The organism is Ochrobactrum sp. C6C9 (assembly GCF_022627935.1).
GTDB lineage: Bacteria > Pseudomonadota > Alphaproteobacteria > Rhizobiales > Rhizobiaceae > Brucella > Brucella teleogrylli.
Window position 1 is genome coordinate 151,510 of the sequence record NZ_JABXGB010000003.1, and the last position, 13,266, is coordinate 164,775.

The window sequence follows — 13,266 nt, forward strand, 5'->3', positions numbered from 1 at the left end:
CAAGCGTAGCGCATCGAACGGTGCACGCTTATGACTTCGGCTGCAAATCCCGACAAAACTGCGCTTCTTGAAGCCCGATCCCTGTCGAAATCTTTCGGCCCTGTGCAGGTGCTGAAAAATATCAATCTGCAAATTTACGGTGGTGAGGTTCACGCGATCATCGGCGAGAACGGCGCCGGTAAATCGACGCTGATGAAGCTTCTTGCAGGCAATGAACGCCCGACAGCCGGTGAAATCCTTATTGACGGCAAGCCAATCGCCTTTGCAAATCCGGTTGAGGCCGAAGCACAGGGCATCGTCCTTGTGCATCAGGAAATATTGCTCGCACCCGATCTGACAGTTGCGCAAAATATTTATCTCGGTCGGGAGCTGTTAAACGGCATTACGGTCAACGACCGCTCCATGCGCGAGGGCGCACGCAAGGCGATACGGGACCTCGGTGCCGATATTAATCCCGATGCGGTGGTCGGCAGCCTGTCGATAGCGCAACGCCAGCTGGTGCAGATTGCGCGGGTTCTGCTGGTGCCGCACCGCGTGGTGATTTTCGACGAACCGACAGCTTCGCTGACGCCGGTTGAGACCGAAGCTCTGTTGAAGGTCATTCGCGATATCCGTGCCAAGGGCGTGGCGGTCCTCTACATTTCGCATCGCCTGCCGGAAGTGAAGGAAATCTCCGACCGGGTAACCGTGCTGCGGGACGGAACGCTTGTTGCTGCGCATATGGCGTCGCAGCTTCAGCCAGCCGACATGGCGCGTCTGATGGTCGGGCGCGATGTGGCGAAGCTTTATCCAGACCGCGCAACGCAGCATGGCGGTGAAGCTGTTCTGGAGGTCAGCGGCTTTTCCGTGCCCGGCTATGTGAAGGAAGCGAGTTTCCGCCTGAACAGAGGCGAGATACTGGGTTTCGCGGGACTGGTCGGCGCTGGCCGCACGGAACTGATGGAAGGCGTCGTGGGCCTGCGGCCCGGTAAGGGCGATGTGCGCCACAACGGCAAGCCCGCGCATTTCCGCGATGCCCATGACAGTCTGACGGCGGGCATCGCTTATCTGAGCGAAGATCGCAAAGGCAAGGGACTGTTGCTGACCAAGGATCTTGGCATCAATCTGACGCTCGCTTCACTCAAGAAATTCGTCAGCCGCTTCCAGATCGACCGCAACAAGGAGCGCGTGGCGCTGGATGATGCAATCCGCGATTTCGACATTCGCACGGGGAACAAGGACATTCTGGCCGGGCAATTGTCCGGGGGTAACCAGCAGAAACTGCTTCTGGCCAAGATGATGATGCTCGATCCATCTATTGTCATCATCGACGAGCCGACCCGCGGCATCGATGTCGGGACCAAGGAGCAGATTTATCAGTTTATCGCCAGTCTGGCCGACGAGGGGCGTTCGATCATTGTCGTGTCATCGGAAATGCCGGAGCTGATCGGTATTTGCGACCGTATCATCGTGATGCGCGAAGGACGCATCGCGGGCGAGGTTACGGGCGAGCGAATGACGGAACATGACATCGTCGTTCTGGCGACCGGTGTTAATGCAGAAGCGGCCTGAACGGCAATAAACAGAAAAAGACAATGAGTGGGAATTCAATGACACAGGTTGCGACTGATAAAAGCCGGGTACCGAAGACGTCCAACGACTGGGACCTGAGAGCCATCGCGCCATTCATCGCGCTTGCTCTTCTGCTGGTTCTTGGGGCAATCGCCAATCCCAACTTCATCAGCATTGACAATCTGCTGAATGTCGCAACGCGCAGCGCCTTCATTGCCATCATCGCGCTCGGCGCGACCTATGTGATCTCGTCGGGCGGTCTCGATCTTTCCGTCGGGGCAATGGTGGCCTTTGTCGCCAGTATCATGATCCTGTTCATGAACAGCGGCATCATCGCCGATCCGGTGATGATGCTGATTGCCGCCGTCATGCTGGCGGTCGTGGTGGGTGCGGCCTGCGGCCTCCTGAACGGACTGATCACGACGGTTGGAGGGATCGAGCCTTTCATCGCGACGCTCGGCACGATGGGCATCTATCGCGGTCTTACGACATGGCTGTCGCAGGGCGGCGCGATTACGCTCCGCAATCCAGACATACAGTCGCTTTATCGCCCGGCCTATTTTGGCACGGTTTTCGGCGTGCCTGTGCCGGTGATCGCCATCTTCGTCACGGCGGCAATTGCTGCCTTCGTCCTCTATCGAACGCGCTATGGGCGGCATGTGATTGCGGTTGGCTCCAGCGAGGATGTGGCGCGCTATTCCGGCATTTCTGTCAAGCGCGTGCGGACCATTGCCTATGTGGTGCAGGGGCTTTGTGTGGCCGTTGCCGTGCTGCTTTACGTGCCGCGCCTTGGCTCCACCTCGGCCACGACCGGTATTCTTTGGGAATTGCAGGCCATCACGGCGGTTGTGGTTGGCGGAACTGCGTTGCGCGGCGGTGTTGCCCGCGTCTGGGGCACCATCTGCGGCGCATTCATTTTGGAGATCGTCGGCAACATCATGCTGCTGTCGAACTTCATCAGCGAATATCTGATCGGGGCCATTCAGGGCGCGATCATCATCATCGCCATGCTGGTGCAGCGGTCACTGTCGCGACGATGACATGCAGGAATTGGCGGGATTGCAGGGGCGATCCCGGCAAAAAGGGGTATGTCTCCCGAAACCGGATACGGTGCTGGGAATAGGCATGCGTCCACTGAAAGAGACAAGCCCCGTTTTTTTGGGAGGAAAACATGCGAAGGAAATTTTTGGGCGTTGCTTTCGCCGCTTTGGCTGCAAGTGCCATGGCATTTACCGGTGTCGCCAGTGCACAGGACAAGAAAGTCACCATCGGCGTTTCAATTCCGGCTGCCGACCATGGCTGGACGGCAGGTGTCGTCTATCACGCCGAGCGCGTGGCCAAGCTTTTGATGCAGGAGCATCCGGGCCTGAACGTCATCGTTAAGACCTCGCCGGATGCGGCCAATCAGGCCAATGCGTTGCAGGATCTGGCGGTGCAGGGGCTTGACGCGCTGGTCGTGCTGCCATCCGATCCTGACCCGCTGGTCAACGCAATCAAGGAAATCAAGGACAAGGGCACATTCGTCGCGCTGGTCGACCGTGCGCCGAGCAACAATGACAATTCGATCCGCGATCTCTATGTCGCCGGTAACAATCCGGCGCTCGGTCAGGTTGCAGGCGAATATATCAAAAAGACCACGCCGGATGCGCAGGTCGTGGTTATTCGCGGCATGCCGATCCCGATCGACCAGCAGCGTCAGGACGGCTTTGACAAGGGCATTGAAGGCTCCAACGTCAAGGTTCTCGACCGCCAGTACGGCAACTGGAACCGCGACGATGCTTTCCGCGTCATGCAGGACTTCCTGACCAAATATCCGAAGATCGACGTGGTCTGGTGTCAGGATGACGACATGGCCGTTGGCGTTCTCGAAGCCATCAAGCAGGCCAACCGCAGTGATATCCAGTATATCGTTGCCGGTGCCGGTTCCAAGGACATGATCAAGAAGGTCATGGACGGCGACAAGCTTGTGCCGGTCGATGTGCTCTATCCGCCAGCGATGGTGGGCACGGCCATGCAGCTCACGGCTGGTCATTTCTATGACCAGACCCCGGTCAGCGGCAACTACATCCTCGATGCAACGCTCGTCACGAAAGACAATGCCGAGCAGTTCTACTTCCCGGATTCGCCATTCTAATCCGTTTGTATGCGCCCGCCGGTTTGGCGGGCGCATTTTCATTTTATTCTGGAGGAGTTTCGATGAAGACGATCAAGGGGCCGGGGATTTTCCTCGGGCAGTTTGCGGGCGATGCAGCGCCGTTCAACACATGGGACGGCATCACCAAATGGGCCGCCGAAAAAGGTTATGTCGGCGTTCAGGTGCCCACCTGGGCAAGCCAGCTGATCGATCTTAAAAAAGCCTCCGAATCCAAGGATTATTGCGACGAGTTCGCCGGGGTGGCGAAGGAAAACGGGGTGGTTGTCACCGAGCTTTCCACCCATCTGCAAGGCCAGCTTGTCGCTGTTCATCCGGCCTATGATGAAGCCTTTGACGGCTTTGCCGTGCCGGAAGTGCGTGGCAATCCCAAAGCCCGGCAGGCCTGGGCCGTCGAACAGGTGAAGATGGCGATCAAGGCGTCGCGCAATCTCGGTATTGGCGCGCATGCGACCTTTTCCGGCGCGCTCGCCTGGCCGTTTATCTATCCATGGCCGCAGCGGCCAGCCGGTCTGGTCGAAACGGCATTTGATGAACTCGCGCGCCGCTGGACGCCGATCCTCGACCATGCCGAGGAGCATGGCGTCGATATCTGCTACGAAATTCACCCTGGCGAAGACCTGCATGACGGTGTGACCTTCGAGATGTTTCTGGAGCGTGTGAAGAACCACCCGCGCGCCAACATGCTCTACGACCCGTCGCATTATGTGCTCCAATGTCTCGATTATCTCGACAATATCGACATCTACAAAGACCGGATCAGGATGTTCCACGTCAAGGATGCGGAGTTCAACCCGACCGGACGTCAGGGCGTTTATGGCGGCTATCAGGGCTGGGTCAATCGCGCCGGTCGTTTCCGCTCGCTCGGCGACGGGCAGGTTGATTTTGGTGCTGTCTTCTCCAAAATGGCCGCGAATAATTTTGACGGCTGGGCCGTGGTCGAATGGGAATGCGCCTTGAAGCACCCGGAAGACGGGGCGCGCGAAGGTGCGGAATTCGTAAAGGCGCATATTATTCGCGTCACCGACAAGGCGTTCGACGATTTTGCATCCGGCGGCACCGATGACGCTGCCAATCGCCGTATGCTGGGTCTTTGAGACGAAATGAGGAACTCATGACGATTGAAGCCAAAACCAAGGAAACAGCAACGCCGCGCATCCGGCTTGGGATGGTTGGCGGTGGAGCAGGGGCCTTCATTGGCGGCGTGCACCGCATGGCATCACGGCTCGACAACCGCTTCGAACTGGTTGCGGGCGCACTGTCGTCCTCGCCGGAAAAGGCGCAAGCGTCAGGACGTGAACTGGGACTGGCGTCGGACCGCATCTATTCGGATTTCCGCGAAATGGCGATCCGCGAAGCGCGGTTGAAAAACGGCATTGAAGCCGTTTCCATTGTGACGCCAAACCACGTTCACTATGAAGCCGCGAAAGAATTCCTGAAGCGCGGCATCCATGTCATTTGCGACAAGCCGCTGACCTCCACGCTGGCCGATGCCAAAAAGCTGAAGAAAGCGGCTGATGAGAGCGGCGCGCTGTTCGTGCTGACCCACAACTATACCGGTTACCCGATGGTGCGGCAGGCCCGCGCCATGGTGACGAGCGGTGAGTTGGGCGATCTGCGTGTTGTGCAGGTGGAATATGCGCAGGACTGGCTGACCGAAGCCGTCGAAGCCACGGGCGCGAAGGGCGCTGTCTGGCGCACCGATCCGGCGCAGTCCGGCCTTGGTGGTGCCACGGGTGATATCGGCACCCATGCCTTCAATCTTGCATCCTTCGTCACCGGGCTGACATTGGACAGTCTGGCTGCCGATCTCGACAGTTTTGTCGAGGGGCGTCGTCTTGATGACAATGCGCATGTGATGCTGCGCTTTGCGGGCGGCGCCAAGGGCATGCTCTGGTGCAGCCAGGTTGCGCCCGGCAACGAAAATGCGCTTCGCCTGCGTGTCTACGGCACCAAAGGCGGCATTGAATGGGCGCAGGAAGACCCGAACCGGCTGTGGTTTACCCCGTTCGGGGGCGAAAAACGGCTTATCACGCGCGGCGGTGCGGGTGCCGGACCTGAAGCTGCACGGGTAACGCGTGTGCCTGCTGGTCATCCAGAAGGCTATCTCGAAGCTTTTGCGACGATCTATACCGAAGCAGCCAATGCTATCGAGGCGCATCGTGAAGGCAAAAAGCCGGACGGTGCGGTGATTTATCCAACCGTTGACGATGGGTTGCTAGGTGTGAGCTTTATCGACGCTTGCGTCCGCTCGTCGAAGAGAAACGGCGCCTGGGTCAATCTCTGATCGGAAGCGAATAATTAAGTTGAGCGGCCACCTTGTGGCCGCTCTGCCGTTAAAAAACCATTTTAATTGCATGTTTCTAAGCAAACGCTTGCGAAGGCGTGTTGGTCATTCTGATCTGCCCGCTTTTAGGGCAGGTCTCGCACAGAGCCGCTTGAGACATACGCCATGCAGAAATTCCGTCCCACAATCGCCAGCGGCCCATTGTGCCTTCTGACGGTGCTCTACGTTTTCATCTTCACCAACGCTTCTTTCTGGCATGCACTCGGCGCTTATTACGCTGATGCGCCGTGGAAACTGGCGGGCATTGCGGCGGCACTCGTGCTACTCCATACCGCGCTGCTTCTGGTGTTTTCGGCGAAATACGTCATCAAGCCGATCCTGATCCTGTTTGTCCTGATCGCGGCTGGCGGCTCCTATTTTACCGATACATTCGGGACGATCATCGACAAATTCGTGGTTGAGGCCGCGCTGACGACCACGCAGGCTGAATCCGGCGCGTTGCTGACGCCAAGCTTCGTTTGGCACATGATGTTGTTCGGTGTTGTGCCGTCCTTGTTGATCGTATGGGTGCGGGTCAAGCATCGGCCCTTGCTCGGCAAGGTGGCCGTCAATACGGGGATAATCTTCGCCTGTCTCGCGGCGTCGATTGCCATATTGGGTGTGAATTACGCGGCCTATTCTTCAATGTTCCGCGAGCACAATGCTGACATTATGCAAAAGCTGATGCCGGGAACGCCGATCACCAGCACGGTGCAATATGTAGCGCATACGATCAAGAATCGCGACATTCCGATGGAGCCGCTCGGGCTTGATGCCAAACAGGCGATGACGAAGCTGCCGGCAGATAAGAAGCTGCTGACGGTTGTTGTCGTGGGTGAGACTGCACGCGCACAGAATTTCAGCCTCAACGGCTATTCGCGGGAAACCAATCCGGAATTGAAGCAGCGCAATGTTGTCGCCTTCACCGACACGACGAGTTGCGGGACGGAAACCTCGGTTTCGGTGCCCTGCATGTTCTCGCCTTTTACACGCGAGGAGTTTTCCAATACCAAGTTTCGTGGATCGGAAAATCTGATGGACGTGCTGCAACACGCAGGTGTCCAAGTGGCCTGGTATGAAAACAATACCGGCAGCAAGGGCGTTGCCGACCGGATCAAGACGATCGAACTGCAAGCCGTCAAGGACGCGCGTTACTGCGAGGGCGGCGAATGTATCGACCAGATTCTGGTCGATAGTCTGGGCAAGGAACTGAACGCGCTTTCGGGCAATGCCACCATCGTGCTGCATATGACGGGCAGCCATGGCCCAGCCTATTTTCGCCGTTACCCGGAAGAGTTTGCGAAGTTCAAGCCTGATTGCCGCTCCAACGATTTCGCCAAATGCTCGCATGACGAGATCGTCAATGCATACGACAATTCAATCCTTTATACGGATCACATCCTGTCTGAAGTCATTGATATGCTGAAAGCGCATGAAGATAAATTCGCTTCGTCGATGATCTACATGTCCGACCACGGCGAGTCTCTCGGCGAAGATGGTCTCTATCTTCATGCCGCGCCGTATTTCATTGCGCCATCGCAGCAGACCCATGTGCCGTTCATCACATGGTTTGCGCCGGACTATGCGGCTGATACGGGACTTGACGTCGATTGCCTGAAGAAGACAGTTGCCGAACCGTCCTCGCATGACAATCTGTTTCATACGGTGCTTGGCATGATGCAAATCAAAACAACGGTTTACGATCAAAAGCTCGACCGTTTTGCCGTGTGCCGCAAGCCGCACACGGTGGCGTTGAACTAAGTTGAAACCCCGCCGAATGGCGGGATTTGATAGCATCTAGAGCGGTTCCGGTTAAAACAGAATCGGGGAACCGCTCTATCTACTTGTTCTTAAGCATTATCCTACGTATCGAAGCGGGAACAGAAATCAGTCCAGTGGACTGATTTCCCTGCGTAGGCGCTTCGCACTTTTGCTGGAAATGCGCTAGGTCAGACGTAGCGATTGACCACGTTCTCCAGATATTCCTGACGGCCTGATTTCGGATGCGGATTGATATCCTGCGTTTCAACGGCAGTGGTGATCTGTTCAAGGGACATATCCCCCAGAAGCTTCTTGCCGAAGTCGCCGCCCCAGCCCGCATAGCGTTCCTCCAGCGGCTTTGAAAGCGCGCCATCCTCCAGCATGCGCGCCGCAGCCTTGAGGCCGCGCGCACAGCAGTCCATGCCGCCGATATGTCCGATCAGCAGATCCTGCGGGTCGAGCGACTGGCGGCGTAGCTTGGCGTCGAAATTCGTGCCGCCCGTTTTGAAACCGCCACCAAGAAGCACCTGATAATAAGCGAGCGCCATTTCCGGCACATTGTTGGGAAACTGGTCCGTGTCCCAGCCGGACTGGTAATCATTGCGGTTCATATCGATGGAACCGAGGATGCCGAGCGTGCGCGCCAGCGCCAGTTCATGCTCGAACGAGTGCCCGGCAAGAATGGCGTGGCCCTGTTCGATGTTCAGCTTCACTTCGTTTTCGAGGCCATAGCGTTTCAGGAAGCCATAAACCGTGGCCACATCGTAATCATATTGGTGCTTGGTCGGTTCCTGGGGCTTCGGTTCGATCAGGATCGTGCCTTTGAAGCCGATCTTGTGCTTGTACTCGACAACCAGATTGAGGAAACGTCCCATATGGTCGAGTTCGCGTGATAGATCGGTGTTGAGTAGCGTTTCATAGCCTTCACGACCGCCCCAAAGCACGTAATTCTGGCCGCCAAGCCGCATCGTGGCGTCAAGACAGGTTTTGACCGTGGCCGCCGCGAAGGCAAAAGCTTCCGGGTCGGGATTGGTTGCCGCGCCCGCCATATAGCGGCGATGAGAGAAGAGATTGGCGGTCCCCCAGAGCAGGTTTATGCCGGTTTCAGCCTGCTTTTTCTCAAAAATATCAACAATTTCGTTAAGGTTTTTGGTGTTTTCCGCGAAGTTCGCGCCTTCCGGACGCACATCGGCATCGTGAAAGCAGTAGTACGGTGCGCCGAGCAGCGAAAAGAACTCGAAGGCGACATCGGCCTTCAGCTTTGCCGCTTCCATATCGTTGGAATACCAAGGCCGCTCAAATGTACGCCCGCCAAACGGGTCGCCACCTTCCCAGGCGAATGTGTGCCAATAGGCAACCGCGAAACGCAGGTGATCTTCCATGCGTTTGCCAAGCACGATCTCGTCAGGATTGTAGTGTCGAAATGCCAGCGGATTATCGCTGTCTGCGCCTTCAAAACGAACTTTCTCGATGTCCCCGAAAAATCCGGTCGCCATTGTTATCCTCCCATTTGTTTTGATCTTCAGCCAGCCAACGAGTGCAGGGCCGGGTAGAGCGCGCGATAGCGCTGATAGGCTTCGTCATAAGCGGAGAGCAGCGCCTGTTCCGGCACGACAGTACGGGCGGTGCGCGGCGGCGTGCAGATCGAAAACGGATCGGCGCCGCTGGCTGCAATCAGCCCCAGACGTGCTGCGCCAAAAGCCGCGCCAAAGTCGCCTTCTTCCGGCAGCGAGATGGGCGTGTTCAGCGCCGTTGCGATCGATTTTAGCCAATAGGCCGAGCGGGAACCGCCGCCAACTGCGATGAGCGAATGAATTTCGGTGCCCGCCGATTGGAGCGCGACGAGACTGTCGCGAATGGCGAAGGCGACGCCTTCCAGAACGGCCTGTGTCATGGCGTTGCGGTCGGTCTCATGTTCGAGACCATTGAAGCTGCCGCGAATTTTGGCGTCATTATAAGGGGTGCGTTCGCCGGAGAGATAAGGCAGGAAAGTTACACTGCCGGGCGTCTGGACGGTGTCACCCAGTTCCTGATCAAGCGTGTGCGGGGTCGTGCCGACGACACGCGCGAACCAGTCAAGCGCGCTTGCCGCCGAAAGGATGACACCCATCTGGTGCCACGTGCCCGGCAGCGCGTGGCAAAAGGCATGGACAGCGCTTTCCGGCTTTGGCTGATAAGCGCCATTGGCGGCAAACAGGACGCCGGATGTGCCAAGCGACACGAACGCATGGCCGGGCTTTACAGTCCCCATGCCGCAGGCCGAAGCGGCGTTGTCTCCCGCACCGCCAGCGACCACAGGGCGACCGTCTATACCCCAGCGCGCGGCGAGTTCGGCACGCAGTTGGCCCGTGGCGTCGCTGCCTTCCGCAAGGCGCGGCATGTGGCTTTCGGTCAGTCCCGTCTTTGCAAGCAATTCGGACGACCAGTGACGCCCGCCCGTGTCGAGCCAGCTTGTCCCGGCGGAATCCGACATGTCTGATACGTGTTCGCCGGTTAGCCAGAGGCGCAGATAATCCTTGGGCAACAGTATCTTATGCGTCTTGGCGAAGGTTTCGGATTCATTGCGGGCGACCCAGACCAGTTTCGGTGCCGTAAAGCCCGGAAAGACGATATTGCCGGTAATAGTGCGGAAGGCCGGATCGGCATCAAGCTCTGCGGCTTCGCGATAGCTCCGCGTGTCGTTCCAGAGAATGCAGGGGCGCAGCACCTGATCCGTATCGTCCAGCAATGTCGCACCATGCATCTGGCCAGAAAGGCCGATGCCCTTGATGGCTGCGAATTCTTTCGGATGAGCTTGCCGCAGGGCGTCGATGGCAGTTTCAGTCGCGCTGATCCATTGGGCGGGGTTCTGCTCGCTCCAGCCTGCATGCGGGCGCGAAACGTCCAACTCGCCATGGGCGGAACCAACAAGTCGCTGATTGTCGTCGATCAGAAGCGCTTTGACGCCGGATGTTCCAAGATCGAGGCCGAGATACATGGTGGCTCCTGTCGGAATTTCACGATGGCCGATGGTTCAGCAGAACTGCGGCAAGTTATCTTTGAGAAAGATTTCGATGCGGATATGTTCCTGCCCCGCAATGATCGGCAGACGATCTGCGGACGCTTTCAGGATGCGAATGGCGCTGCGGATTTCATGCCCGGCATCCTGTGACAGAACGCCATGCACCAGCCCCTGTTCCAGCGCCTGCGAGGTGGCTTCGTCGCGTTCATGGGCAATCACCAGAGGGCGTTTTCCCTCATGGGTGGCGAGCGCGCGAAGCAGGCCGCCATTGCCAGCGCCGAGGCTGTAGATGCCTGCAATATCGCTGCGCTCGCGAAGGAGGGTGCGCACCAGATTTTCCACGCGCACATCTTCGTCGAGGCCTTCAAGGGCGGGGAGGATGGAGCGTTCCGGAAAATCGCTTCGCATGGCGGAGGTGAAGCCGTCGAAACGTTCGCGATGATCGCGCACTTTCAACGAGCCGGTGAGAATGGCGATGACACCGTCTGTCCCATTCGCGAACAGGCCGAGAAGACGGGCTGCCGTGCGTCCCGCTGCAACATTGTCCACGCCGACATAATGTTCACGGGCGGAATGGCCGAGGTCAGAAACCAGCGTCACGGCATGCACGCCGCTTGCGCGCAGCCGGTCACAGGCCGCGCGAACCGGATCGGTATCGAGCGCGACAAAAGCCACCCCATCCGGCTTGCCAAGGGCGCTGGCGTCAAGTGCTGCGACCAGCGCAAGCTCGTCAAACGCCGGAACCAGAACGAGATTGATCGAGACACGCTCGGTCAGCGCGTGTTCGCTCGCAACAGCGATCTCTTCGCGAAGGCTGAGCATGAAGGTGTTGTCATTGTCGGGCACAATGAAATCGAAATGATAGAGCCGGCTGCGGGCCAGATTGGCGGCCCCCACATCGCGGACATAGCCAAGCGTATTCATCGCCTCCGTCACCCGTTCACGGGTTTTGGACCGGACGCCGGGACGGTCGTTCAAAACGCGATCAACCGTGGCAAGGCTGACGCCTGCAGTGCGCGCTATATCATGAACGGTAGGTTTCATTCCTGCTCCTCCGCACAAACCATAGGAGCAAAAATGAGGTACGTAAATCAAAAAATTTTAATTTCGATTTTTGTTGAGATATCAACAGGGTCTGGCGGTAAATTCGCGTTGGGCGAAGCAGATATGACGTAACGTGATGACGCAGATGCCAAAGGAAAGGGCGGCTTCAGCCGCCCGATCCTGTTTCTTGGAATCAATCCCAATAGGGGCGTGGTCTGCGGCGTGGTGGCCCGTCGCGATATTCGTCGCGCCAATGATGACGGCGCCAGTCTCTTGGCGGCGGACCCCAGCCCCAGCGTGGTGGCGGCGGGCCCCATCCCCAACCGGGAGGCGGGGGTGGCGGACGGCGATATCGGGGAACACATACGCCGCGACGTGACATGCGCCAGCCGGGGCCGCACCAGTAATCCGCTTTCTGCACCAGTCCCGATTGCGCGGGCGCTTGCAGATTGCCGACCGGGTTGGCTTCGGCATTAAAGGCGAACACCGCCAGTGCCGCAGCTAAAGAAAGTACCGACACTCTCATGTCGTTTCTCCATCTCGTTTAACGGCACCAGTCTGGTCTCCCAATTGGGACTATTCGCGGCAGCTGAAATCAATTTGCCTGTACGGCGGATATAATCACGCTACCAGTGAGGCACGCCATTATTGCCCGCCCAACCGTTTCATCGTTTTCTTCAAGGTCGAAATGCTTTGATATCCCGCTTCGACACTGGCAATGGCAAGCGGTATGCCCTCCGCACGTTTACGCATGACATGCGATACCCGCAGGCGCTGCCGCCATTCGACAAAACTCATGCCGGTCTGGAGACGGAACTTGCGCGTCATGGTGCGGCGGCTCATGCCGACTTCATCCGCCCAGTCGTCAATCGTGAGATCGAGACCGGGATTATCCAGAAGGCTGCGACAAAGCTTGCGCAACGGTTTATCGGTCGGCAGCGAAACGACATAGGGCTGTTCTTTCGCCGAGCGAACTTCGTCCAGAATAAGCGCTGTCAGATGCTGGCCGCGCCCGCGCTCATCATAGAGCACCGGTTCTTCGGCCAGAGCCTGCACGCTGGCGTCCAACAGGGGGGAAACTTTCAAAACGCGCGTCGGCTCCCAATGATCGCGCAGGACCGATTCTTCAATAAAGACCGCATGCATTTCGACCGAGCCATAAATATCGACGCTGTGCGGCACATCGGGCGGGAGAAGCACGGCATAACCGCTCGGCAGCATGAAAGCGCCATCTTCGGTTTGCGCCGTCATATAGCCACTATTGCTATAGAGAAGCTCGCCGCGCCGGTGACTATGCCAGCCGGACGAGGCACTTTTCTCATAGTCGCGCCGCATCACCGCCAGAGGGCGTGCGATGTCCTGATAGTCGATGGCGTGTTTCGGTCGCGTGCGAATTTCCATTTTGGCCCAATTTGACTGAAATTGTCATAT

11 protein-coding genes are annotated in these 13,266 nt (G+C 57.8%); 6 read left to right on the forward strand and 5 right to left on the reverse strand.

From position 1 onward, the window contains the following. Positions 1-30 precede the first annotated feature (30 nt). The 6 genes from HWD97_RS03355 to HWD97_RS03380 all read left to right on the forward strand — a co-directional run bounded on the left by HWD97_RS03355 (position 31) and on the right by HWD97_RS03380 (position 7,790). A complete protein-coding gene (locus tag HWD97_RS03355) occupies positions 31-1,551 on the forward strand; it encodes a sugar ABC transporter ATP-binding protein (RefSeq protein WP_109367564.1) in 1,521 nt (506 codons plus the stop codon). A 38-nt stretch (positions 1,552-1,589) separates the two neighbouring features. Continuing rightward, a complete protein-coding gene (locus HWD97_RS03360; protein WP_109367563.1) occupies positions 1,590-2,591 on the forward strand; it encodes an ABC transporter permease in 1,002 nt (333 codons plus the stop codon). A gap of 131 nt (positions 2,592-2,722) precedes the next feature. Then, the gene (locus tag HWD97_RS03365) at positions 2,723-3,685 is read left to right on the forward strand and encodes a substrate-binding domain-containing protein (protein WP_109367562.1); all 963 of its coding nucleotides are present in this window, start codon (positions 2,723-2,725) and stop codon (positions 3,683-3,685) included. Positions 3,686-3,747: 62 nt separating this feature from the next. Continuing rightward, a complete protein-coding gene (locus HWD97_RS03370) occupies positions 3,748-4,800 on the forward strand; it encodes a sugar phosphate isomerase/epimerase (RefSeq protein WP_109367561.1) in 1,053 nt (350 codons plus the stop codon). A gap of 17 nt (positions 4,801-4,817) precedes the next feature. Beyond that, on the forward strand, positions 4,818-5,990 hold the full coding sequence (locus HWD97_RS03375; protein ID WP_109367560.1) for a Gfo/Idh/MocA family protein: 1,173 nt from the start codon (positions 4,818-4,820) through the stop codon (positions 5,988-5,990). Positions 5,991-6,155: 165 nt separating this feature from the next. Next, positions 6,156-7,790 (forward strand): phosphoethanolamine transferase, encoded by a 1,635-nt coding sequence (locus tag HWD97_RS03380; RefSeq protein ID WP_109367559.1) that lies wholly within the window; start codon positions 6,156-6,158, stop codon positions 7,788-7,790. Positions 7,791-7,978: 188 nt separating this feature from the next. Here HWD97_RS03380 and xylA read toward each other — a convergent pair whose 3' ends face one another. The 5 genes from xylA to HWD97_RS03405 all read right to left on the reverse strand — a co-directional run bounded on the left by xylA (position 7,979) and on the right by HWD97_RS03405 (position 13,236). After that, positions 7,979-9,286, reverse strand: coding sequence for a xylose isomerase (xylA, locus tag HWD97_RS03385; protein ID WP_109367558.1), 1,308 nt, complete (start codon positions 9,284-9,286; stop codon positions 7,979-7,981). Between the two features lie 26 nt (positions 9,287-9,312). Then, a complete protein-coding gene (gene xylB, locus HWD97_RS03390) occupies positions 9,313-10,767 on the reverse strand; it encodes a xylulokinase (protein WP_124915972.1) in 1,455 nt (484 codons plus the stop codon). Between the two features lie 36 nt (positions 10,768-10,803). Continuing rightward, on the reverse strand, positions 10,804-11,835 hold the full coding sequence (locus tag HWD97_RS03395; RefSeq protein ID WP_109367556.1) for a LacI family DNA-binding transcriptional regulator: 1,032 nt from the start codon (positions 11,833-11,835) through the stop codon (positions 10,804-10,806). Positions 11,836-12,028: 193 nt separating this feature from the next. Then, entirely contained in the window at positions 12,029-12,361 is a 333-nt protein-coding gene (locus tag HWD97_RS03400; protein ID WP_371834698.1) for a hypothetical protein, read from the reverse strand. Positions 12,362-12,480: 119 nt separating this feature from the next. Continuing rightward, positions 12,481-13,236 (reverse strand): helix-turn-helix domain-containing protein, encoded by a 756-nt coding sequence (locus HWD97_RS03405; RefSeq protein WP_109367554.1) that lies wholly within the window; start codon positions 13,234-13,236, stop codon positions 12,481-12,483. Positions 13,237-13,266: the final 30 nt, after the last annotated feature.